This is a genomic window from Desulforhopalus singaporensis, from assembly GCF_900104445.1.
Taxonomy (GTDB): Bacteria; Desulfobacterota; Desulfobulbia; order Desulfobulbales; family Desulfocapsaceae; genus Desulforhopalus_A; species Desulforhopalus_A singaporensis.
Genome location: NZ_FNJI01000010.1, coordinates 107,984 through 131,999, shown reverse-complemented (window position 1 = coordinate 131,999; position 24,016 = coordinate 107,984). Strand labels below are relative to the sequence as shown.

Genomic DNA, 24,016 nt, shown 5'->3' with positions numbered 1-24,016 from the left:
TTGGTAAATAGACCCTCACCATTGATTGAGACGGGCGGCTAGCTCAGTTGGGAGAGTTCCGGCCTTTCACGCCGGAGGTCGCGGGTTCGAGTCCCGTCCGCTCCGCCAGCGTATCGATATAGGGAGTCGGGAACAGCCGGGTCCCTTTTTTGCTTAAATCTGGACAGTGGACGGATCTTAGCGATAAATAGCGTTCAGGACGGGCGGCTAGCTCAGTTGGGAGAGCATCGGCCTTACAAGCCGAGGGTCACAGGTTCAAGCCCTGTGCCGCCCACCAGATCGCTACAAGCAGCAAAATGCTGGAGCGGTAGTTCAGTTGGTTAGAATGCCGGCCTGTCACGCCGGAGGTCGCGGGTTCGAGTCCCGTCCGCTCCGCCAACTATCAAGAGGGGATCTGCAGATTTGCTGCAGATCCCCTCTTTTTTTATCTTGTGGTGCTGTCACGTCTCCCAATTACCTGCCATGAACACAGAAAACATGCAATCGATTCTCTTCCAGCAGGATAAGGTGTACACGACATCTGCAACCGGAAGGCCAGGCGTCGCTATCGTCTTTTGTCTGGTGCTGGTCATGGCCATATTTTCTCCCTGGGAGGAAGTGTTCGCAAAACCGGCTTTTCAGGGAAAGGTGATAAAGGTTATCGACGGGGATTCCGTTATTGTGTTGGCAAAAAACAAAAAGATCGAGGTGCGATTCTACGGGATTGACAGTCCCGAGTACGACCAGCCGTACAGCAAAAAAGCAAGACGTTATGTTCGTCGCACCCTGCTGGGAAGGAAGGTCACTGTGGCCGGAATTGGCCATGATCGATATAGCCGGCTTGTGGCGATGGTCTCTGATCAAAACGGAACGATGATCAACCGGTCGCTGGTGGCAGAAGGCCTGGCCTGGGTGCATCCGGGTTTTTGCCGGAAAAAGATGTGCGCCGATTGGAAGGAACTTGAGGAAAAGGCAAGATCTGAAAAACGTAACCTCTGGTCCGGGCCTGTTGTTATCCCTCCGTGGAAGTGGAAGAGAACCAGGAAAAAACGGTGGTAAAAGGGGAAATTTCTCCTGCCCCCGGTAAAAGTTATTGTTCATGCAGAGTGGTGGGATGCGTTAGAATTATTGACACCGTTTCAGAAAATACTGTAGACTGCAATATTGTCAGTTAAATAAAGCTGTTCTGGAAAGAACATACAAAAACGCAGGAAAAATGGAATTTCCACAAAATTTTCTACACGCCCCGGACTCTGTCGAGAATCATGTACGAGAAAGACAGGGAGAGGGGGGCATCATTACGGAATTTTAAAAAACATAACAGCAAGATAGGTCATGAAAAAAAACACAGTCGTTGTATCTTCGATTTTCGCGCTTATCCTGAATTTTGCGGGCGTTGCCGATAGTTCCGGCAGTGGTGGTGTTGCAGCAAAAGAAAACCTGCGGATTCTTTTACAGAAAAGAACTTGCAAAGAGTGTGATCTTTCCGGGCTCAATTTCAACAGGATGGATCTATCCGGAGTGGATATTGAAGGCGCCGACTTGTCGCTTTCCACCTTTTTCCTGACCGATCTGTCCGGGGCGAATATGAAGGGGTGCACCCTCAACGGGGCGGTTTTCGGAGGAGCCGACCTGGAGCAAGCCGACCTGCGCGGGGCCGACCTGCGCGGAGTCGACATGAGTACGGCATATATTACCGGTGCTCTTCTGGACGGTGGGTTCATCACTGACGTGCCCTATGAGAATATCGGAGTGACCGAGCTTGAAAAAGAGGTTTATGTAGAAGAACAGGAAAAACCGAAAAAAAATCCTGATAATAAAACCGCAGTTGTTGTTGCAGAAAATGTTACCACCGAACAGCCTGGGGATGACGGCGGCGCCTTGCAAACGGTGCAGCCGGAGGCCCCTGAGGTGAAAAAAATAAACCCTGTGGAAACTGCGGTCGTGAGCATGCCCAAGGTTGAGGAGCCGCCTGCTGAAACAGCAGTGGAGAAGGTCGAATCGGGCAACGCTGTTGAAAAAACGGAACCAGTGCCGGAACTTCAGCCGGCTGAAAACCCGAAAAAGAAACAACTGGAACGGTTGCTGGACACCAAGAGATGCTACGGATGCGATCTTTCAGGGCTCGATCTTTCCGGTAAAAATCTAAAAAATGCTGATTTGGAAGCCGCCGATCTTTCCGGCTGCAATCTGCTTGACGCGAATCTCGAGAATGCAAACCTGAAGGGCGCGAACCTCAAAGACGCCGACCTGAGAAATGCAGACCTGGAAAGTGCTGACCTGTATAAGGCTGATCTTCGCGGTGCCGATCTTACCGGGACAAAGAGGAAAAACACGCTGCTTGACGGCGCGCTGCTTGAAGGAACAGTCGGTCTGTCTGAGGGGATGTAACTCTGTAAGTTCCAGAAGCGGAGAGTGAGCTGCAAAAACCGCAGGGATGCGGTTTTTGCAGCCGGAAGTTGTTGTTAACGTTATCAGTGAACCGCCGCTTTTATGATGTCAAGCAGCACAAGCTCGTAGGTCAGGTGGTGGCCGGCGAGAGGGTGGTTGTAGTCGACGGTAACCTTGGGGCCGTCTACTTGAATCACCGTTGCTGGAACTTTTTGCGGCTGGCCGTCTTTTTCGACCTGAAGCGAGAGAACCATGCCCGGCAGCGGTTTGATCGAGGCTACCATCTCTTCACTCTCGATAACCTGTAACAGGTCTTTCTGCCTGGGGCCGTAACCTTCGTCGGGTGGAACACGTATTTTTTTCGTGTCGCCGACTTTCATCTCCAGAATAGCCGATTCCACAGTTGGCGGCAGGTCACCGCTGCCGAGCGCAACGCTCATTGGATTATCCTTTTCGACAACATAAAAGATCTCGCCGTTGTCCAGTTTTCCGGTAAATGCCACTACCACGGTGTCATTATTTTTGGGCTGTGTCACAATAAAACTCCTTAGATATCAGGATCTGTATATTTATGTTCCAATATGTGGGGTCCACTGATTTTGAAGTGCATACTATAGATAGAACTCAACTTTATGCAACAAAATTGGCTCAAATTTACCATATTCACGAGTGTTCCTTGACAAAGCCCCGATCGCTGTCTAATTTAAAAGGTTTTTATGCTAAATTATAGAGCTGTGGCGGCAACAGTGAACGAGCTGAACCCAAAAACGGTTGCCGAAGCAGAGTGGACCTGGGTATTGAACTGGAAAGGAATATGGTGTCACTGAATTTTTCTAAATCGGAAAGTGGATTGCTGCCGGCTATAGTGCAGGATTATCAGACCAATGAAGTGCTGATGCTGGCGTATATAAACGAGCTGGCCTGGAAGGAGACGGTAAAAACCGGCAAGGCACATTACTGGTCCCGGTCCCGCAATAAATTGTGGCTCAAGGGGGAGACATCGGGACATATACAGAAGATTCATGAAATTCTTGTCGACTGTGATGATGATACCGTCATTTACAAGGTGGAACAGATCGGCGGAGCAGCTTGCCACACCGGCCACCGTTCCTGTTTTTATCGCCGACTTGAAAATGATGCCCTGGTAGTTGAAGGTGCACCGTTGTTTGACCCTGAGAAGGTTTATAAAAAATAAACGGCTGCCAAGCGTGATGGTGGATCCAAGGAGCCTCGCATGCCCGTCTGGAGCACAATCAGCCGTCTAACCCCAACGTATAGAATAGATCCTGAAAAACAGGATATAGTGCAGGAGAACCCAAAATGAGCACGTTGAAACTGGGACTGCCGAAAGGCAGCCTTGAAAAAGCGACAATTGAACTTTTTGAAAAAGCCGGATGGCAGATCAAACCGGCGGCCAGGAACTATTTTCCCAAGATCGACGACCCGGACCTCGATTGCTCGATCTGTCGGCCCCAGGAGATGTCCCGTTACGTGGAAAACGGTATGCTGGATGCGGGAATCACCGGAAAAGACTGGACCATGGAGAATCAATCAGACATTGTCCTGGTCTGCGACCTCGTTTACTCGAAGGTGAGCAAGCGGCCAACAAGATGGGTTATCGCCGTGGCCGGTGATTCCGATATCAAGTCGATAGAGGATCTTGAAGGGAAGAAAATCGCGACGGAACTGGTTGAAGTGACCAGACGTTTTTTTGCCGAGAAAAAGATTAACGTCGAGATCGAGTTTTCATGGGGCGCAACCGAGGCAAAAGTAGTTTCCGGACTGGCCGATGCAATTGTCGAGGTAACTGAGACCGAGAGCACCATCCGTGCTCACGGGCTGCGCATTATTTATGAGCTGATGGAGTCCAATACTCAGTTTATAGCCAATAAAGAATCATGGAAGGATCCGTGGAAGCGCGAGAAAATTGAAAATATAGCGCTTATGCTCCAGGGATCGCTTGCCGCCGACCGCATCGTCGGGTTGAAAATGAACGTGGCAAACGAAAACCTCGATGAAGTCGTAGCGCTGTTGCCGTCACTTAACGCTCCGACTATCGCCAATCTCTACAATCAGGACTGGTATTCGGTTGAGACGGTTGTTTCCGAAGATATTGTCAGGGATCTGATTCCGCAGCTGAAAAAGATCGGCGCCGAAGGCATTATCGAATACGCCCTGAACAAGATCATCTAAACGGTGATCTGTTCCGGTGTAACTTGGCAACCCTGTGTAGCTACAGGGACAAAAGAAATCGACCTGCGGCCGGTGCGACGGGTTAAAAATATGGAGGAGTCGCCGTGGATTTTTCGAAAGTAAAGTTTCTTTTGAGTGTTCATAGCATCAAACAGCTTCCAGCCGCAGAATTGCCGGAGGTGGCTTTCGCCGGGCGTTCCAATGTCGGTAAATCCAGCCTGATCAATAAGCTGCTTGGCAGGAAAGGGCTGGTAAAAGTAAGCGCCCGTCCGGGCAAAACCCAGGGGCTGAACTATTTTCAGGTGGGGGAGCAGTTTTACCTGGTCGATTTACCCGGATACGGTTTTGCAAAAGTGCCCAAGGCGATGCAGAATGACTGGCAGGGGCTTATTTCTACCTATCTGCAAAACAGGTCGACCCTGAAATGCGTGGTGGTCATCGTCGACATCCGCCATGAACCGAAATCTCAGGACACGCAGCTTTTTGACTGGCTGCGTGTCAATAATATCCCCTTTATCCCGGTTTACACCAAGATAGACAAACTCAGCGGCAACGAGAGGATGAAAAACGCCACCCGGCTCGATAAGGGCCACTCCATTCATCCGTCGCAGCGTATTCTGTTCTCTGCCAAAAGCGGCCAGGGCAGGGATGACCTGATCGCCGCACTCGCTTCCTTTGTCTGGTAAAACCTCCTCCTGCTGCGTCTCCCTTTTTCGCGGTCGATAGCGGCCGATAAATTGTTGTCTTGTAAACCTCTTCGCTTGTAGTTGGCGGATAAAAGGTACTATAATGGCTTGTGCCTTGATTTCAGTACCTATTTCCGTTAGCTGCAACATATAAGCGCTGCGCCACCTCCTGCCGATACGCCCAAAAAGGTAGCGGAGTGCACCGAAGATAGTTTGTCAAAGGAGCAACAATGCAACAACTTTCAAAATCCCAGAAAGCTCGTCACGCCATCAGGACCTTCAAAACTCTGGCCGACTCGGTTGTGCTGCAGGGGTCGTACAGACCGTTGGGCAAGGTGGGGCAAAAGCTGTCCGATGCGTTGAGACAGCTGAGTCCGGAGATTTACGGGTCGATGACAGACGACAGGATTGTCGAGCTGAAAGGACTGGAATATGTGATCGACAGGATGCCCAGGGGAATAGAAAATTGCAAACGTATCATTCTTACCGCCCAGGAAGATTTCCACGACACCTCTTTTGAAAAAATCATGCCCCTGAAAAGGCGCAGGATCTCTTTTGCCGTATCTGACCAGGAGATCTGTTTTGTAGTTACCAGAGGGAAAAGCGAGATCTACGATATTCTCACCCATATCACCTTTCTGAATATCGAGGCGTACAAAATCCACAGCCAGATCTGTCACCGCACCGAAGGGGTGAGCTCGGAATGGGCCGAACTCGAAAGACTTGTCACTACCTCCGAGGTGATAGAGGAAGGGGAAAAGCTGGAGCAGGCCATCTGGAATCTGTCAATTATCCTGGGGCGAACCTATAAAGAAACACGGGAGACATACGATTATCTGGAAAATGGCAGGGTCCAGCATGGAACGAATTCCGGACTTTTTCATATAGTGTATGGCGTCGGCAAGAGGGTGATGGCCGAGCGGCTGTCTGAAAAAAATGAGTTGACCGTCTACTTCACTCCCTCTCTGCTTGACATGATCGATCATCAGAAATACGCGTCAATCTGGGCCAAATCATTGAAAGATCGTCTGCTCGATGCTGGAGTTTACGACAGGCCGGTTCATATTATAAGCGCCAACATGCATTCGATCAGAAACCTGCTCTACGGCGCGGGCACCCTGGCGGGGATAAATGAAGATATTCCCGACGATATCTATGATATGGTCAGAAAGGTTCGGGATAAGGAATATGAGATCAGAAACTTCGCCAAGCAGCACGGGTTTGTATTTGTCGAAGACAAATCCGGATCCAACATTGATGCAAATATCATAGACCTGGCCACTATCGACGAGTCGTGGGTGCATCCGGCTCTTACGCTCGATTATCACGCTATCGGAAAGCAAAAACCGTTGGTTGTCGTCATGGACTACGCTTTCGGTAATCAGGCCTATGAAATAATGGACGAGCTATTGAATCCGGTTGAGGTTGAAGGACAGATAAAAACGCTGCAGATAGCGTCTATATCGATCATGGGTAAAGCGGGAGTATTGCCAGGACAGAAAGGCGATATTATGCTTGCCACCGCACACGTACTTGAGGGTACCGCCAATAATTATATTGTCGATAACTATCTCAAGAGTGAAGACTTCCCCGGAATCGTTACCGTTTATAAGGGACCGATGCTGACCGTTCTCGGTACATCACTGCAAAACCGGGATGTGCTGGAACGGTTCTACTCCTCAAGCTGGAAAGCAGTTGGACTGGAGATGGAGGGAGGACATTATCAGAAGGCTATTTCCGGAGCCATAATACGCGGCCATATCCAGGCCGATATAAAAACCCTGTATGCCTATTATGCCTCTGACAATCCGATGCTCAGCGGGCAGACCCTCGCTTCCGGACCCATGGGAGATGAAGGCGTGGTGCCAACCTATATGATTTCCAAAATCATTCTGGAAAAAATAACCAGCATTGGGGGGGCGGAGCAGAAAAGTGAAGAGCCGCAATAGACTTTTAGAGTTTTCCCCCTGGCTGTTGGGGGCGGCATGTCTGTTGCTCCTCATGCTGCTCGCATTTTTTGCGGTAAGTAATTATCAGAGGGAAAAGAACCTGATAATCGGGACCCTGGAGCAGAAAGGGCTCACATTGATCCATTTTATAAACAGCTCCGTTCGTGAATCGCTGCGCAGCAATATGCAAGGATCCGGGGAGTGGATACCGTGGGATACCCATCTGAAGAGCGCACTTTCCCTTGCTGTCGAGCAGCCGGGGGTTGATTTTGTCGCTGTTGTCGATGCCAATAACAATGTCGTTGCACAGAGCAAAAAAGATGAGTTTTCAACACAACAGATAGATCATGCTGTTTCCTCCGTCGCCGCTCTCCTGGAGAAGGAGACCGGCAGGATGTGGCTTTCCCGTGTGGTTGAAGGGGAAGATAACCGAAAAAAATTTCTGTTTGTATCCCGGCATCTGCAACCGCCGCCTGACGAGAGGGGCGGACAGGGGGGAGGGCTTATGGGGCTCATGGGATTACGGGGATATGGGCGACATATGCCCCATCAACAACGGTTTCAGCAGATGCGCAATGAACTCAGAAGAGTTGCCGGGTTGGAGCCGAAGATTGTTGTTCAGCTGGATTTTGAGCAGTTCAACGCTCCGTTGACCAAGCAATTTCTGCAGATCGTCATCCAGTTGGTGGTCATCCTGCTGGTAGGGTTTGGCGGTACCTTGTCGTTTTTTACCCTGAGAGGTCTTAAGGGAACCGAAAGAAAACTCGGCAGCGAGCAGGCTTTTATCGAAAGCGTGGTTTCTTCCCTTCCTGTTGGCCTTTTGGCCCTTGACAGGGAGGCAGTGATAAAGAGGTGTAACCGGGCCGCCTGTGAAATTCTCGAACTGGAAGAAGCCGACCTTATCGGCAAACAGGAAAAAGACGTCCTGCCCTGGGAAATCCTCGGACTGTCACTGGACCAAAAAGTTAACGGCAGCTACAGGGTCGACCGGGAGGTGGTTCTTGGTTTTACAGGTAAACAGAGCAAGGATCTGCACGTGAGCGCACGATCGGTGGTTGACGGCCAGGGTAATTATGCCGGGGAGGTGTTGCTGCTAAGGGACCTTACCGAAATCAAGTTTCTCGAAAAGGAACTCCGGCGAAACGAACGTCTTGCAGCAATCGGCAAAATGGCGGCCGGAGTTGCCCACGAACTGCGTAATCCGCTCAGCTCAATCAAGGGGCTGGCCCTGTTGCTGCACTCCGGCGACTCGACAGAAGATGGCGACCTCGACCGGCAGGTGACCTCACAGACCCTGATCAGAGAGGTTGAACGCTTAAACAGGAGCATAGGAGAGTTGCTCGATTATGCAAAACCTGCGCAACTGCAAAAGGAGCCGGTAGTGCTCAGGGATCTGATAGAGAAATCACTTGAACTGGTTGCTGTTGATGCAGCACCCCTGAACATTGTTATTGAAAAAGATCTTGGGGCAACTCTGCAGCCGGTTTTAGCTGACCGGGACAAACTGAGCCAGGTACTGCTCAATCTTATGATTAACTCCATGCAGGCCCTGGAAGCCAGAGACAATGGTCTCCTGTCGGTATCACTTGCCCAGCACGCCAGGATGCAGAAGATCATCATCCGGGACAACGGCACCGGGATCAAGGCGGAAAACCTGCCAAGGGTTCTCGACCCCTATTTCACCACCAAAAGCAGGGGGACCGGGCTTGGACTGTCGCTGTCGGCGAAGATAATTGAAGAACACGGTGGGGCGCTTGAGATTGCCAGCGAGCAAGGGTGTTATACCGAAGTTACTGTCTCTTTGCCGGAAAGCGAGGTGTAGTGTCACCCCATTTCTCCCCCGGAACAGATGGGGAGAGGACGATTCTTTTCCGGTACGCGGTCGCTCGGTTATCAATACAATCAGGCCGAAGAGGAAGAATCAAAACTGCACAGTACCGCGGAAATGACCGCGAAAAAGTGTCCCTCATGGGTATCGAACAGAAAAGAGTTCATCAGACACCCGACCGCTATCGCCGTGACAACTCCCTGGAGCAGTGACCTTTTTTCAGGTGGCAGCTTTGCCGAATAGACGAAAAGGGATGCAAGCAGGAGCAGGAAAAGGGCCAGCCCGACCAGACCCGTCTGGACACCAATAAACAGGTACTCGTTATGCGGGTTGTCGCTGGCTTTGGTCCTGGTGTGTTCGTTTTCGATGAGTTCGCCCTGCACTGCTGCAAAAGATCCGGTTCCGTAACCCAGCAGAGGCTTGGTACGGATAAGCTCGATACTGTTGTACCACCAGTCGAACCGCATCCCGAGCGAGGTTCTCGAAGAGGTGGCGTGATAGTTGCGGACCTCGCTTACAGCTTCTTTCACCCGGGTCGAGAAATTATCCGATGTAAAGAAAACAGCCGTCATAAGAACAGCAACAGCAATCACCGCTGAAAGAGATTTTTTCCAGCTGAGATGCTGAAACAGAGCGAGTATCAGCAACGCGCAGAAAACGAGCATTCCGGTTCTGCCGGGAGCAATGTAGAAAAGGTTGAATACGGTCGCTATAAAAAATCCCGCCCACACCACCAGAAAACGTTTTCTGAACATTATTTTCTGCAGGCACCAGAAGCCGAAAAAGGCCATGAAAAAGCTGTGAGTTATGTGGTAAAGTGTTGAATATCCGTATTTATCTGTTGGTATAAGGGAAAAATACATGGCGTAGGAGATGCCAAGCAACACCGTGCATCCAAGGGCGAAGGAGATTTCCGCCTTCCGGGCGACGGATGCTCTGCTGTGGAGCAGGACAATGAGCATGGTGATATAGAACAGCTCCCGGTATTTTTTCAGGACCGCAAGACTCTCTTCCAGAGGAACGGGACTGTAATAGACGGCGATGGAAAAAAGCAGAAACAACAAAAAGGCGACAACCCCGATAAAGGTCTTGAAAGAGAGGGGTATCCGGGTCCTGAACCCGCCGGTAATAATCCAGAAAAAAAGCATCAGCAATGCCGAAACGTTCATCAGGGCGGATGAGAGCGGGATGAAGAAACAGCAGATAACGACAAAAAATAGCGGTGCCTTGAGGCTGAACTGTTTGATTTTTGATCTAACTTCCATAGGATATTTAAGTGGCTGTGGACACAGGAACTGCGATCATCTGTACTGCATCCTGTAGAGCTGTTCGTATTCCCCTCTTTTTTCCATAAGAGCGGAATGGGTGCCTTGTTCAACTATTTTACCGTTCTTTAAAACAATAATCCGGTCGGCGTTCTTGATCGTTGAAAGGCGGTGGGCGATAACAAACGTTGTACGATTCTTCATCAGGTTTTCAAGCGCTTTCTGCACTTCCCTTTCCGACTCGGTATCGAGAGCGGAGGTCGCTTCATCAAGGATAAGAATCGGCGCGTCTTTCAGTATCGCCCTGGCAATGGATACTCTCTGTTTTTCGCCACCGGACAAGCGGGCGCCGCCTTCACCGATGATTGTATCCAGTCCCTGCGGCAGTGCTTTGATAAAATCGTAGGCATGCGCAGCTTTTGCCGCCTCTATGATAAGTTCTTCCGAAGCATCCTGGTCCCCGTACGCTATATTGTTTCTCACCGTATCGTTGAACAGGATGGTCTGTTGGGTCACCATGGCGATCTGTTTTCTTAGAGATGCAATGGTGACATCCCTGATATCGTTATGGTCGATGAGAATGGCGCCATCCTTGAGGTCGAGAAAGCGGGGGATGAGGTTGGTCAGCGTGGTTTTGCCGCCACCGCTGGGACCGACTATCGCCAGTGCTTGCCCCGCGGGAACGGTCAGGTTTATGTTCTTTAGCACTTGAGTTTCGTCGTTGTACTCATAACTGATGTTGTTGAACTCTATGGATGTGGTGAATCTGGGCAGAGGTCTGGCTCCCGGTTTGTCGGCAATTTCCGGTTCGATATCCAGCAGGTGAAAAACCCGCGAGGCTGCGGCCATCCCCTGTTGGATCGTCGAGTTGACGCTGGTTACCCCCTTGAGTGGCTTATACGCGGCAATAAGGGCTGTCAGAAAGGCGAAGAAAGTGCCGGGAGTCGCCGTTCCCTTGATCACCTCTATTCCTCCAAACCAGATTATCATGGCAATCGAGACGCCGCCGATAAGCTCCATCAGCGGATGTTGGAGGCACCGGTACTTCGCATCCTTCATGGTAAGGGAAAACAGGCTGTGAACCTGTCTTGAGAATCTGTCACCTTCGTATTTTTCCTTGGAAAAGGCTTTGACGATTCTGCTGCCGGTGATGGTTTCATGCAGGATATTGGATACAAAGGCGGTTTCCTCCTGCGTCTTGGTGCTGAGTCTGCGGAACAGACGGCCGAACCGCACGATGGGAAAGGCGGCGATCGGCAGGATTACGAAAGTGATCATTGCCAGGCGCCAATTCATGTAAAAGACTACGCCAAGCATGATTATGACCTGAAAAAAATCACGTACCACCGAAACCAGGGATCTTGAAACGGCCTGCTGAAGCAGTGCCACGTCGGAGATGATTCTGGACATCAGGGTTCCGGTTGCGGTCGAATTGAAAAATTCAAGAGACTGCCGATGGATGTGGTTGAAGATCTGGATTCTGAACTCGCGGATTACCGATTGGCCGACGTGCTCAAGGAGAATGGCGTGCAGGTAATAGGTAATGCTCTTGAAAAAAAAGACTGCGACCACCACCAGAGGAAGCAGTTTCAGGTAGAAGACGTTTTTCTCCATGAAGATCTTGTCCAGTATGTCTTTGACAAGAAAGGCTTGCGCACCAGTGAATACTGCCTCGCAAACCATCAGGAACATAGCGAAAATCAGCTTATTCTGGTAGGGTTCGATCACTTCGTAAAGTCTTTTCAGGATTTCTTTGTTCGTCATGACTATTGTTGATTATTGGTATAAATAAGCGGCGGCGGCTCTCGGGTGTTGTCAGAGATCGCCGCTTTAAAAAGAGTCCGGCTCATACGAGGGACCAATAGTAATACAGGAGCCGTAATTAGGTAAGAAGAAATTGACCGGTATCAAAAGAAAATATATCTATCTGTTCTTGTTGACTGTTTTTTTGTGTCATCAGCGATAGACCATAATTGCTGACCATGGCAGTAGTTGGGATGTGGACACCGCTGCAAACTTTTGAGCCTCGGCGGTTGCGGAAAAGGAGCAAGGAAAAAACGAGCAGAAAATGATTGAAAACATTCGGTGAAATATGAACCCTGCATCAGTCTTTAAAAAAATAAAGGGAGAATCGACAGTTGCCGGTGACATCGGCAGACTGTTTTTCGGCGTAGCAGTTTTGGTCGCAGCCTTACTCATGACCGGAGGATATAGTGGCGCAGCGCAGAACAGACCATGTCAGGTCGATAAATGGCCCTATGAAAACAGTGACCTCGCTCCCGACCCGACCCTGTATCGAGATGTGCTTGACAATGGTTTTCGCGTTATCCTCAAACATAATGAAGAACCAAGAGAGCGGGTTGCGCTTTTTCTTCATATTCGCGCCGGATCGCTCAACGAAACCGAGAATCAGCAAGGAGTGGCCCATTTTCTCGAGCATCTTGTTTTTAATGGATCAACCAACTTTCCGCCCGGCAGCCTGGTTAATCACTTTCAGTCGTTGGGGATGAATTTTGGTAGTGATACCAATGCGTTTACCAGTTTTGACCAAACCGTTTTCTATCTTGTCCTGCCATCCGGGTCAAAGAAGAATCTAGAGGAAGGGCTGCGAATTCTTGGCGATTATGCCTACGGCGCCCTGCTCCTTGACTCTGAAATAGACAAGGAGAGGGGAGTGGTGCTGGCGGAAAAGAGTGAGAGGAACAGCGCCGACTACAAGGCATATGTTGCCGAAATCGGCCAAATTTATCGTGGCACCAGATATCCTGACCGTATGGTCATCGGTAAGCGGGAGGTGCTGGAGAAAATTACCGCAAAGGAGATAAAGAAGTTTTACCATGGCTGGTACCGTCCGGAAAACATGACCCTGGTCGGGGTGGGCGACTTTGAAACTGAGCTTGCCGGGCAACTTGTCAGGACAGCTTTCGGTGATTTCAAAGGGTATGACAGTCCGCCTGCCTGCCCCGATTTCGGTGATCTTGCCGAAAATCGGCAGGACTATTTCTACTACCATGATCCGGCGCTTGGAGCAACTACGGTATCGCTGAAAAGCTTGTGGGATACTTCATTTAAACAGGACCGGGTGGCGCTGGAGAGACAAGAACTCAACGAGTATCTGGGGCAGCAGATAGTCGGCTATCGGCTGAAGCGTCTTAGCGAGGAGCGGGTACAGCCGTATGTGTCGGTGGACTACGGGTCCGGCAAGATTTTTGACGAAATCGGGTATGGCGGTTTCACCGCCCGCACCGATAAGCGAAACTGGCAGAAAACCCTCAACTCTCTGGTGACCCAGCTTCGCCGTATCGAAGTTTACGGATTCCTGGAAAAGGAGGTTGACAGGGCCAAAAGAGAGCTGATTGCCGAGCTTGATCGCAGGGTACAGACCGAGAAATCGACGGATTCGAGATTTCTCGCAAGAACCATAGTAAACCACGTAAGTGATAAAAAAGTGTATATGTCTCCGGGCCAGGAAAGAAAACTGTACGGTTCGCTGATGTCGCAGATAACCGCGGACGAGGTGACGGCCGCCTTCCTCGAGGTATGGAATCATGACAAACGGATAATATCCATTAAAGGTGATGTGGTTCTAGGCGATGACGCCCGCCAGGAGATTGAGGCTGTCTACCTGAAGGCTCTGGGCGGAGAGCTTGAGAGTGAACAGGTGGCTGGTGAGAAAAAATATCCCTATCTGCAGCCTGCAGAGAATCTGCCGGGAACGGTGGAGAAGAACTATTATCAGGATATCGATGTAACGAGCTTTACCTTTCCCGGCGGTCTGGTCGTCAATTTCAAAAAAACCGATTTTGAAAAAAATACGGTAAGGATGGTAATAAATTACGGGTACGGTGAGCTGGCGGCCAACCAGCCGGGATTGTCGCTTTTGACCAAAGCGGTGGTAAACGGTTCGGGCAGTGGGGCGCTGACAGCCTCCGATCTGCAGGCCATCGTAGGCGACACCAGCGTCCGCTACGGGTTTGATATTTCGCCCACCTCGTTTGCCTGGCAGGGGACGAGTCTTTCCTCCGATTTTGAGAATCTTGTCCAGCTTCTGCATACCCTGGTCTATGACCCGGGTTGCCGGGAAGTTCCCTATCGGGATGCGAAAAAGAATTTTTCGTTGATGTACAAAAAACTTGGTTACGAAATTGAAGGTGCCGTATCGCTTTATGTGGACAAGTTCCTCTCAGGCGACAATCCGCTTTTCGGGTTGCCTCCCTGGTCCGCTGTGCAGAAGATCGGGTTTGGAGAGGTTCGGGACTGGGTCAAGGACGTCGTCGCCCTGAATTATTCAGGCCAGGTCGAGGCGATGGAGATTTCCGTGGTCGGTGATATAGACAAAGATGTTGTAGGGAAAATCACAAGGAAATACTTTGGCGGAGTAACGGTTGCCGACTCCAGGCAACCAGAACCGGTTGAGCCGGTGTTTCCGGCGGGAAAGACTTTTACCCGCACCGTAGCCACAGGTGAGGATAAGGCGCTTGTCCTCGTCGCCTGGCCCACCGCCCGGCAACCATGGAGCGTCGAGCGTTCAAGGCGCCTGACTCTTCTGGCGCAGGTTTTTGAGGAAAAACTGCGCGAGGTTGTCCGGGAGGAGCTGGGGGCAAGTTATTCTCCCAGGGCGTTGAGTTACTCAAGGAAGCTGTTTCCCGGTTACGGATATATACTGGCGAGAATAGTTACCGAACGCGACAAGGTTGAAAAAGTAAGGAAAGTGGTGCTGGAGCTTGCTGAAAATCTTGTTGAAAATACCATCACCGACGAGGAAGTGGGCCTGGTAAAAAAACCTTTTCTGACTGCCGCGCAGGAATACCAGCAGAAAAACGACTACTGGCTTGACAGGGTGCTGGCCAAGTCAAGCAGGGACAGGGAGCAGCTGCGGTGGCCGCCTGGAATGGTTGACGATTTAAAGAGTGTCACCGCAGGCGAGTTGACAGAGCTTGCCGGAGCTTCTTTTCTAAAAGGTCAGGCTGCGGTTGCGGTCATCCTCCCCGGGGAAGAGGATGACGTCGAGCAACAGTGACTAAACAAGCGCAGGAAGCCCTTTTCGGCCGATCCTGATCACGGTCTGCTTGCTGTTACAGTCGGGGATCTATAAAACAATTGGCATAAACACCCTGGGGATCGTCCATCAGCAACATGGTTTCCAGGACCTGATCCAGTTTGTGCTTCACCACGGGAGCCATTGAATCGAATTCGTCTTCTTGTGATGAAAGCAGCTGTATCAGCTGTTGCTTCAATGATCTGGTCGGCTCAATGATGGTAACCGAGGTTTGCGCCAGTCCTGCCATTGCCGCCGCCGCTTCAAGAGCGTCGTCGAGCGTACCGATGTTGTCGACTAGTCCCAGCTTTTTCGCGGTGACACCGTCGTATACCCGGCCTTGGGCCAGGTCCGCAACTTTTCTGGAAGAGATGTTCCTGCCTTTGGCCACTATTTGCAAAAACATCGAATAGTTGTATTCGACGGTGTTCTGAATTACCCGGCCAAGGGCGGGGGAGAGAGGCCGGGTGAGATTCAGCCCGGCGGCAAGCGGAGTGGTACCGACCCCGTCGCTGTATATTCCCAGGGCCGAAAGACTGTTTTCAAATGTAGGAATCGCCCCGAAAATACCTATCGACCCGGTGAGCGTGGTGGAGTAAGCCCAGATCGAATCCGCCTCAGCGGCAATCCAATAGCCTCCAGAAGCTGCTATGGAACCCATGGAAACCACGATCGGTTTGCCGCTTTTTTTGAACTGGAGAATTTCCTGGCGGATAACCTCAGAGGCGAAGGCTGAGCCTCCGCTTGAATTTATACGCAACACCAGCCCTTTGATCCGGTCGTCTTTGCGGGCGCTCTGCAGCAGCTCGACCAGGGACTGGCTGCCGATAATCCCGGCAGGCTGTTTGCCGGGTACGATTTTGCCCTCGGCGATTATAAGGCCGATCGATCCGGTCGGTGGTTTATCGTGAAAAGAAGGGGTAATGTGTTCCATGTATGATGAACCGGGAACCAGGCGAAGGTGGTCTTTGTCCGTTTGCGAGATTGTCGCAAGGTAGCTGGTAAGCTCAGCCTGGTTCCAGATATGATCGATCAGGCCGAGGTTAAGGGCAAGTTGAGCGGTGTCGCCATGGGTTGCGCTGATTAGCTCTGATATATTGCTGGTGTAGCTGTCGATCACTTTGCTGTCCAGCTTACGGTTGTCGGCAACGGTCGCTTTGTACCGGTTCCACAGCTGGCTAAGCCAGAGTCTGTTCTGGGCTCTGTCCTCTTCGGACATGTCTGTCCTGGTAAACGGTTCCAGGGCGGATTTGTAGGAACCGACCTTGAATACGTTGTAGTTAATTTTCAGCTTGTCGATAACGTCCTTGAAATAGAGACGATATACGCCCATTCCGTGTATGTCTACCGCCCCCATTGGGTTTATTACGATGGTGTCGGCAAAGGAGGCAAGAAAATATCGAGATTGGGTATAGAGGTTATCCGCTACGATAACGAGCTTGCCCTGCTTTCTGAATTCGGTAAGCGCCGCTCCTATGGTTTCCAGCTGGCCAAGGCCGGCTGTGCCCATATTCCGCAGGTTAAGGAGTATGGCTGCGATACTGTCGTCTTTTTCGGCATTCTTGATAATGTCGAGGATCTCCTGCATGGATGTCTGCGGATTGTTCTGAGGGGAACCAAAAAGCGAAGTGGTAAATAATTTTTCAAAAGAGCTGATAATGCTTTTCTGCTCGACAAGATCCCCTGAAATGTCCAGCCGAACAATGGAGTCGGCGGGAACTCCCGGGCGGGGAGAGTAGGAATAATCAACGGGCAAAAAGGGTACGATGATCACGAGCAGTAAAAGAAAAAACAGAATATTGAGAATGCTGTTCCTGATAAATGTGAAGAATCTTCCGATATAGCGAAGAACGTTTATTATGGCCAAAAGCAGGTTTTTCATTGATTTTTCCGGGTGTTGTTTTTGATGGGTTCATGACTCTTTTGTAACTGATGGTATCTGTCAGGGGCATCCCGCTCAAGTATTTTTTACAATAATAATTTGTATATCAAGATGGTGATGAACCTGCGGTTCCTTAATGTTTGTTTTAACGGTTTGTTTTTTCGGGATTTTATCGATATCTGTCCATGAATGGGAGATAGAGCTGTACCGGCACCTTTTTTGGGCCGGTAAGTTTTGAAAGGGTCAGGCCGAGCAGTCTCACTTTCCTGGTTCCGGCCTGGGTGGCATGGAGAAGACGAGGCAGCAGGTGATCGATTTCATCCCGCCCCTGTATCGGCCTGGGCACCGTAACACTTCTGGTTATCGTTTCAAAATTGTCGTACCGAACCTTCAGGGTGAGGGTGCAGCCGCAGGTATGCTTGGTGTCCATGGCCCGGACCAGTTTTTCCGAGAGGTCCCCAAGAATGGTTGAAATTTCAGAGAGGTCGCTGGTATCGCTTGACAGCGTTGTCTCGCTGCCCAGTGACTTTCTCTGGCGGCTGGGTTCTACCCGCCTTGTATCTTTGCCCCGTGCGATATCATAAAAAAAGCTGCCGGCCTTGCCAAAGTGGAAAATAAGGGAATCCCGGGATCTTTTGGCCAGGTCTTCCCCGGTTTTTATGCCGAGCTTGACCATTTTCTGTTCCGTTACCCTGCCGACCCCGAAAAATTTACCAACAGGCAGGGTGTTGATAAATGCTATGGCTTGCTCCGGGGGAATCGTCGCTATACCGTCCGGTTTGTTGATCTCCGATGCCACTTTGGCAAGAAATTTATTACAGGAGACACCGGCTGAAGCGGTAAGGTTGAGTTTTTCCCGGATCTGCTGCCGGATCCGGCGGGCAATCAAGGTTGCTGAATCGTGATATGGGTTGTCGGTGACATCGAGGAACGCTTCATCAAGGGAGAGCGGTTCCACCAGGTCGGTGTATTCTCGGAAAATATCCATCACCTGGTTCGACACCTCCTTGTAACGATCCATTCTCGGTCTTACAAAAACAGCATGGGGACAGAGCGTTGCCGCCTTCCGGCACGGCATGGCCGAATGGACCCCGAAGGATCTGGCTTCATACGAACAGGCGGCGACAACTCCTCTTGAATGTGGGTTTCCGCCGACGATAACCGGTTTGCCGCGGTATGCCGGCGTGTCTCTTTGTTCCACGCTGGCATAGAAGGCATCCATGTCGATATGGATTATTTTGCGGTTCGGGCTCATGGCCTGCGGTGAGGTTCTGGTTCTCTTTGTTCCACGCTGGCATAGAAGGCATCCATGTCGATATGGATTATTTTGCGGTTCGGGCTCATGGTCTGCGGTGAGGTTCTGGTCCTGATTATTTCTGTCCGGCCACTTTTTCAGGAAGTGCGTGTAAAAAAGATAAAAAATAAGTATAATGTTTCTTTCTTGTGTCATGTAACAGTCTGTTCAGACAAAGAATTTTTGTTGGCGTCTGAAAAGTTACTGAAATTGCGCCTCCGGTGTTGTCGTGATATGCGGAGTTGACAGTGTCAGACAAGCTTTGCTGTCGGCTGAGATTATATGACCATGAGTGCGGCTCATTGAGCAATAAAAAGATGACTGCTTCCGGTATAAACTACTATTTCGTTTACCTGCAATGACAAAAAAAACAACCATTGAAAACAGCGGCTTCTTTGCCGGACTGCCGTCCTCCCAGATAGATGAGCTTGCGGCAATAGCCATAGAAAAGACCTACCAGAGGGGGGAGACAATTTTTTTTGAAGGAGATATAAGCGTCGGTTTTTACATGGTGGCCGAAGGCAGGGTCAAGATTTTTAAAATATCCCCCTCGGGCAAGGAACATATCCTCCACATCTTCGGTGCGGGGGAGCCCTTTGGCGAAGTTCCCGTTTTCCACGGTAAACCTTTTCCGGCCACCGCTGAAGCACTGCAAAACAGCCGTACGTTGTTTTTTCCGAGAAAAGAGTTCGTTGCCCTGGTTGAAAGAAATCCCGCCATCGCCTTGAACATGCTTGCCGTTTTATCAATGAGGCTGAGGCGATTCGCAACCCAGATCGAAAATCTTTCATTAAAAGAGGTTCCCGCACGTCTGGCCAGTTATCTTTTATACCTCAGTGAAGAGCAGGGCAGTGAGGAATCGGTTACACTTGATATCTCAAAAGGTCAGCTCGCATCTCTTCTTGGCACCATACCGGAAACCCTGTCGAGAATTTTTTCCAGGATGAGTACAGAGGGGCTTATTGCTGTTGAAGGACGGCAGATCCACCTGCTTGATCTTGAGGGGTTGATGGACAAAGACTGACAACCGTTAAGGCTCATGCTGACACGGCAGCCAGGTGTGGCGGGAAAGCGGCGTGTCTCTTATACCTGCGGGAAACCGGACACAACAAGTAACTCTTGACTTGATGCCGCTAATTCATTAGGTAGGGCGTGTCCGCAGTAATCAAGACCGGTCGGTGCAGAAGCGGTTTCCAGGCTCTCGAATACGGTCCCAGGAAAAGATGAAAACAAACCGTACCAGGGGGTAGTCGTTATCGTTTGGATGGGTAGTTTTGATGATTTGGAGGAAAAAACGGTGAAACCAGATTCGCCACTTATCTCGGTGATTATTCCGGCTTACAATCATGAAAAATTTATCGGCGAAGCAGTGGAGAGCGTCCTGCGTCAGACGATTGCTGATTTAGAGCTCATTGTGATAGATGACGGTTCGACCGACAATACCGGCAAGGTGGTTAAGAGCTACAGCGACCGGCGGTTGAGCTATTACCATCAGGAAAATCAGGACGCCTACAACACTATTAATCGCGGTCTCTCGATGGTGCGGGGAAAGTACGTCGCTATTTTGAATTCCGACGATGTCTATACCCGGGACCGGTTTGAAAAAATAGTGGCTTACCAGAAAAAAACGGGGGCCCAATGTGTAATAACCGATGTGATTCCGATTTCCGACGATGGACAGATCTTTCAGGATCCTGATTTCGGCTGGAACCGGTGGCACAGCGGCAACAGAAAATGCTACTTTGAGTCGGGCGACATCTATGCCGCTTTTTTAAACGGCAATTTCATGGTTACTACCTCCAACCTGTTCATGACCGCGGAGGCTGCGGAAAAAGTAGGAAAGTTCTGTTCTCTGAGGTATCTGCACGACTACGACTACATCTTCAGGATGATGCTGGCCTATCCCGAGTCGGTGCACTACATGGCCGATGACAAACTCCTCTACTACCGGATTCATCCCGGCAACACCCTTGGCGAGGCGGCTATTATAGGCCGCGAGCAGGATCAGCAGCTGATACGTAAATATATGGCGGCCAAGGTCGGGCAGCAAGACCGGCTTTACGCCGAAACCGGCGGCCAGAGGCTCATTGACCTGGGCAACGAACTGCATGACGTCAGGTCCCAGCTGGAACCGGCGGTCATGCCGGGAGTCCGGCCAGCGTTAAAAACACTGATCATGAGTCTGCGGGCGTGGCTGGCCAAAAAACTGCCCTCATAACAACAAGAGGCTCTCGTTACATCTATGGCTTTTGAAACACACTATTCCTTACGTTCGCTGATTGGTGCGGGAAAGAACAGAAGTGCACACAAGAAAGTTTTTTCCTTTGATCTTTTCGACACCCTGCTTATTCGCAGAATTCATGATCCTGACCTGGTCAAGCTGCCGGTAGCAAGATATATCTCCCGGCTGGCAGCACGGGCGCGGATTTCCGTAGGCTGGCAGAGCGTGCAGCGTCAGAGAGATCAAATAGAGGCCGCCCACCGTGCCCGGACGGGGCAGCAGTTTGACGATCACGAGGCTTGTTACCCACGTTTTATGGGCGAACTGCTTGAACAACTTTTCGGCGACAGCTACAGTCCCGGTCTGCTCGGTGAGGTGACCGATTTTGAGCTGAAGATGGAAAACAGCATGCTGGTGCCTCGCCTGGAGCTGGTGGAGTGGCTTGAAACGCTTTGGACAGCCGGCAAAGAGATCTATATAATTTCCGACATGTACCTGCCGGCTACCCATCTGGAGAAGCTGGTCGAGCATGCGGGGCTGTCTGGCTACGTAACCGCCGTTGTTTCTTCGGCCGATACTTTCCTGGCAAAGGCCTCCGGGAGGGCTTTTTCCCATGTTGCGAAAAAATTTGGCATAGACCCGCAGAGTTGGGTCCATATTGGTGATAATCCGATCTCGGACGGACTGAGGGCGGCGGAGTTTGGTATCGAATCGCTGATCATTCGCGATCCTGCAGAAGAGCAGAGAAGATCGATTGTCAAGAGATACTACAACTACAGTGACGGCAAGCCGTTCTGGCGCGGGAGGCTGCTCCAGCAGCTGATGGCTCCTCACGAAAAGGAAAACTCCAGGCGATCGCCTCTTTATGTCGAAGGGTACAATTTCATCGGACCGCTGATCGGTCTTTTTGTTCAGAGGGTTGCCGAGTTGTGCCTGGAAAACGACATCAAGAAGATCTTTTTCCTCAGTCGTGAAGGGTGGACTTTCAAGAATTACTGGGAAAAAGCTGTCCCCATCCTCTACGCCGGGAAAAAGGTTCCGGATATCGAGTACCTGTATGTGAGCAGGATGGCGCTGGCCCCTGCGGCATGTGCTGTTCAGGGACTCACCAAGACAAATGCAAGTATCGCCTTTCTCCCCCCCGGCAATCGCGATTTTCGTGATCTTTGCAGGATTTTTGGCCTTGAGGCGGAAAAATTTAGTGGTATCCTCGCCAAACACGGCATCGGCGAGGATACCTGCCTGAGCCATATACACGACGGCTATGATCCGCAGAACAGAAAACGTTTTGAAACCATGCTCGAAGATGCCGAATTCCAGGGTGAGGTGAAACGGCAGACCAGAGACAGTAATCTTGCTTTGCAGCGGTACCTCGAAGATATCGGTTTTTTCCATCACGATAAGGTTGCCGTGGTGGATATCGGGTGGCTCGGTTCGATCCAGAGGTTTCTTTTTGAGGCTGTAAGTCACAGGGAAGATATTCCGCAATGTTTCGGCTACCTGTTCGGGGCAACCCGCGGAATTCCGTACCCGGTTGAAGAAAAAAACCGTATTGCCGGAGTGGTTTATGATCGGGACAGGTTCGATCTTGCGGCTTCAACTCTGTTTTACGCCCGTGATATCTTTGAAGAAGCGTGCAGGGCTCCCCACCCGACCCTGAACGGATACGAGTGTGATGGCGACGGCTATAAACTGGTTTTCCGGAAAACCGACGATGAGATAGGCAGGGCGGAGCTGGAGCAAGACAGTTATTTTGCACCCCTGCAACAGGGAATAATAGATTCGGCGGAACGGTTCGGAGCCGCAGCGGCTCTCTTGGGCTATGAGTTTGCCGATTATAAACCGTGGATCAATTCCGTTCTGGTGAACAAGCTGGCGTTTCCCGCAGCCCGGGAAGTGGCACAGATAAGGCACCAGCATCATCTCGACGATTTCCATGGACAGAAGAAACCGAAAGCGGATTTTGCAAAAGGTTTTACCCCGCTCTGGGACCGGTCTCAGTTGCAGCTGAAATTCGATCCCTTTATTCGTGCAAGAGCTTTTTTCCGCCACCTGCGTGAGAGGATTAACGAGTGAAAAGAGTACAGAACAGTCGATTCGACCTTACCGGGAACGGGATCATAAGGGTGATGAAGCTTGCCGCCTTCGGCAAAATCGTTCCGGTGGGTAATTTGCGCGGAGGTCCTGGAATCAGGTGCCTGGTTGTTGTCGGTCTCCTGCATTTCTTCGGCTACCCGATCTATTACATCAACGCCAGATACGGCCATCGGCTGGGTCCCGTAAAGCGGATTGTCGGCAGAGTCAGGAAGCGATGATCCGGTCGTAGTTCCAACAGTTGCCGGCAAAAAGACCAGGGGTGGAGAGAGCGACCATGGACAACCAGAAAAAGTCGTACCTGCTCGCGCTTACAACGGTTGGCCTGTGGTCAACCATTGCAACGGTGTCCAAATTGACCCTGGGGCTGCTGACGGTTATCGAACTGCTGTTTTACTCTTCAGCAGTATCTCTTTGCGTGCTGTTTGTCATACTGGTTGTCCAGCAGAAACTGGTGTTGCTGATGGCCATCTCCCCCAGGGAATTTCTCGTCTCGTTCGGCTTCGGCTTTCTGAACCCCTTCAGTTATTATCTCACTATTTTTGCCGCCTATGATCTTTTACCCGCCCAGCAGGCCCAGATAATCAATTATACCTGGGCAATAACCATGACCGTTTTGTCAATTCCGATTCTCGGTCAGCGGGTCTCGCGGAATCAGTGGCTGGCGGTAGCCGTCTGCTACGCCGGGGTGCTTGTGGTAGCCACGAGAGGGGACCTGTTGTCGCTGAAATTCGACACCCCCAAGGGCGTCGCCGTTGCGCTTTTGTCGACTGTCATCTGGGCGTTGTACTGGCTGCTTAACGCCAGGGACAAGCGAGATCCGGTGGTCGGGTTGTTTTTAAACTTTCTCTGCGCCCTGCCTTTTACCGGCTGTTATTTTCTATGGACCGGCGGCGGGAAAATTTCCGTAAAGGGGTTTGTTGGCGCCGCCTATATCGGGTTTTTTGAAATGGGAATTGCGTTTGTCCTGTGGCTGACGGCGTTAAAGTTGACCAGCAGTTCGGCAAAGCTGGCCAACCTTATCTTCATCGCTCCGTTCCTCTCTCTTTTTCTGATTCATTTCCTGGTAGGGGAAAAGATTTTCATTTCATCACTGGCGGGCCTTCTCCTGGTCGTAACAGGGCTTGTTATACAGGCCGTTACAACCAGGAAGCAGAAATAGGAAAGGCAGGCAGTAGCCTGCAACAGAACAACTT

The 24,016-nt window shown here is 50.7% G+C and carries 18 protein-coding genes and 2 tRNA genes; 15 read left to right on the top strand and 5 right to left on the bottom strand.

Annotated features, from left to right (window positions below; all coding sequences use genetic code 11):
- The first annotated feature begins 201 nt into the window (after window positions 1-201).
- The 4 genes from BLQ17_RS09005 (at window position 202) to BLQ17_RS08990 (ending at window position 2,370) form a co-directional block, all read left to right on the top strand.
- Window positions 202-277, top strand: a tRNA-Val gene (locus tag BLQ17_RS09005).
- 24 nt (window positions 278-301) lie between these two features.
- Window positions 302-378, top strand: a tRNA-Asp gene (locus tag BLQ17_RS09000).
- A 129-nt stretch (window positions 379-507) separates the two neighbouring features.
- Window positions 508-1,038: a thermonuclease family protein gene (locus tag BLQ17_RS08995; RefSeq protein WP_176761155.1), complete on the top strand. Its 531-nt coding sequence runs from the start codon at window positions 508-510 to the stop codon at window positions 1,036-1,038.
- Between the two features lie 276 nt (window positions 1,039-1,314).
- Window positions 1,315-2,370 (top strand): pentapeptide repeat-containing protein, encoded by a 1,056-nt coding sequence (locus BLQ17_RS08990; RefSeq protein ID WP_092222005.1) that lies wholly within the window; start codon window positions 1,315-1,317, stop codon window positions 2,368-2,370.
- 83 nt (window positions 2,371-2,453) lie between these two features.
- Here BLQ17_RS08990 and BLQ17_RS08985 read toward each other — a convergent pair whose 3' ends face one another.
- On the bottom strand, window positions 2,454-2,906 hold the full coding sequence (locus BLQ17_RS08985) for an FKBP-type peptidyl-prolyl cis-trans isomerase (RefSeq protein ID WP_176761154.1): 453 nt from the start codon (window positions 2,904-2,906) through the stop codon (window positions 2,454-2,456).
- 278 nt (window positions 2,907-3,184) lie between these two features.
- Here BLQ17_RS08985 and hisI point away from each other — a divergent pair, with 278 nt between their 5' ends.
- The 5 genes from hisI to BLQ17_RS08960 all read left to right on the top strand — a co-directional run bounded on the left by hisI (window position 3,185) and on the right by BLQ17_RS08960 (window position 9,020).
- Complete coding sequence (hisI, locus tag BLQ17_RS08980) at window positions 3,185-3,565, top strand: phosphoribosyl-AMP cyclohydrolase (protein WP_092222047.1); 381 nt, start codon at window positions 3,185-3,187, stop codon at window positions 3,563-3,565.
- Between the two features lie 125 nt (window positions 3,566-3,690).
- Window positions 3,691-4,563 carry an ATP phosphoribosyltransferase gene (gene hisG, locus BLQ17_RS08975; protein WP_092222002.1) on the top strand — a complete coding sequence of 291 codons (873 nt, stop codon included), beginning with the start codon at window positions 3,691-3,693 and terminating at the stop codon, window positions 4,561-4,563.
- A 104-nt stretch (window positions 4,564-4,667) separates the two neighbouring features.
- Complete coding sequence (gene yihA, locus BLQ17_RS08970; protein WP_092222000.1) at window positions 4,668-5,249, top strand: ribosome biogenesis GTP-binding protein YihA/YsxC; 582 nt, start codon at window positions 4,668-4,670, stop codon at window positions 5,247-5,249.
- Between the two features lie 230 nt (window positions 5,250-5,479).
- Window positions 5,480-7,198 (top strand): DUF6909 family protein, encoded by a 1,719-nt coding sequence (locus BLQ17_RS08965; protein WP_092221998.1) that lies wholly within the window; start codon window positions 5,480-5,482, stop codon window positions 7,196-7,198.
- On the top strand, window positions 7,182-9,020 hold the full coding sequence (locus tag BLQ17_RS08960; protein ID WP_092221996.1) for a two-component system sensor histidine kinase NtrB: 1,839 nt from the start codon (window positions 7,182-7,184) through the stop codon (window positions 9,018-9,020). The genes BLQ17_RS08965 and BLQ17_RS08960 overlap by 17 nt, the downstream gene beginning before the upstream one ends.
- Window positions 9,021-9,100: 80 nt before the next feature.
- On the opposite strand, the gene BLQ17_RS08955 is transcribed toward BLQ17_RS08960, so the two are convergent.
- Window positions 9,101-10,291: an O-antigen ligase family protein gene (locus BLQ17_RS08955; protein WP_092221994.1), complete on the bottom strand. Its 1,191-nt coding sequence runs from the start codon at window positions 10,289-10,291 to the stop codon at window positions 9,101-9,103.
- Between the two features lie 36 nt (window positions 10,292-10,327).
- Window positions 10,328-12,055 carry a lipid A export permease/ATP-binding protein MsbA gene (msbA, locus tag BLQ17_RS08950; protein WP_092221992.1) on the bottom strand — a complete coding sequence of 576 codons (1,728 nt, stop codon included), beginning with the start codon at window positions 12,053-12,055 and terminating at the stop codon, window positions 10,328-10,330.
- Window positions 12,056-12,383: 328 nt separating this feature from the next.
- Here msbA and BLQ17_RS08945 point away from each other — a divergent pair, with 328 nt between their 5' ends.
- On the top strand, window positions 12,384-15,311 hold the full coding sequence (locus BLQ17_RS08945) for a M16 family metallopeptidase (RefSeq protein ID WP_092221990.1): 2,928 nt from the start codon (window positions 12,384-12,386) through the stop codon (window positions 15,309-15,311).
- A gap of 55 nt (window positions 15,312-15,366) precedes the next feature.
- On the opposite strand, the gene sppA is transcribed toward BLQ17_RS08945, so the two are convergent.
- Together sppA and dinB are read right to left on the bottom strand one after the other, a co-directional pair.
- On the bottom strand, window positions 15,367-17,211 hold the full coding sequence (gene sppA / locus BLQ17_RS08940) for a signal peptide peptidase SppA (RefSeq protein ID WP_092221988.1): 1,845 nt from the start codon (window positions 17,209-17,211) through the stop codon (window positions 15,367-15,369).
- Between the two features lie 169 nt (window positions 17,212-17,380).
- On the bottom strand, window positions 17,381-18,466 hold the full coding sequence (dinB, locus tag BLQ17_RS08935) for a DNA polymerase IV (protein ID WP_092222045.1): 1,086 nt from the start codon (window positions 18,464-18,466) through the stop codon (window positions 17,381-17,383).
- Window positions 18,467-18,863: 397 nt separating this feature from the next.
- On the opposite strand from dinB, the gene BLQ17_RS08930 reads away from it, so the two are divergent.
- The 5 genes from BLQ17_RS08930 to BLQ17_RS08910 all read left to right on the top strand — a co-directional run bounded on the left by BLQ17_RS08930 (window position 18,864) and on the right by BLQ17_RS08910 (window position 23,982).
- Entirely contained in the window at window positions 18,864-19,529 is a 666-nt protein-coding gene (locus tag BLQ17_RS08930; RefSeq protein WP_092221986.1) for a Crp/Fnr family transcriptional regulator, read from the top strand.
- A 273-nt stretch (window positions 19,530-19,802) separates the two neighbouring features.
- The gene (locus BLQ17_RS08925) at window positions 19,803-20,723 is read left to right on the top strand and encodes a glycosyltransferase family 2 protein (protein ID WP_176761153.1); all 921 of its coding nucleotides are present in this window, start codon (window positions 19,803-19,805) and stop codon (window positions 20,721-20,723) included.
- 24 nt (window positions 20,724-20,747) lie between these two features.
- On the top strand, window positions 20,748-22,802 hold the full coding sequence (locus BLQ17_RS08920) for an HAD family hydrolase (protein ID WP_092221982.1): 2,055 nt from the start codon (window positions 20,748-20,750) through the stop codon (window positions 22,800-22,802).
- Window positions 22,799-23,041 (top strand): hypothetical protein, encoded by a 243-nt coding sequence (locus tag BLQ17_RS08915; RefSeq protein WP_092221980.1) that lies wholly within the window; start codon window positions 22,799-22,801, stop codon window positions 23,039-23,041. The genes BLQ17_RS08920 and BLQ17_RS08915 overlap by 4 nt, the downstream gene beginning before the upstream one ends.
- 56 nt (window positions 23,042-23,097) lie before the next feature.
- Complete coding sequence (locus BLQ17_RS08910; RefSeq protein WP_092221978.1) at window positions 23,098-23,982, top strand: DMT family transporter; 885 nt, start codon at window positions 23,098-23,100, stop codon at window positions 23,980-23,982.
- Window positions 23,983-24,016: the final 34 nt, after the last annotated feature.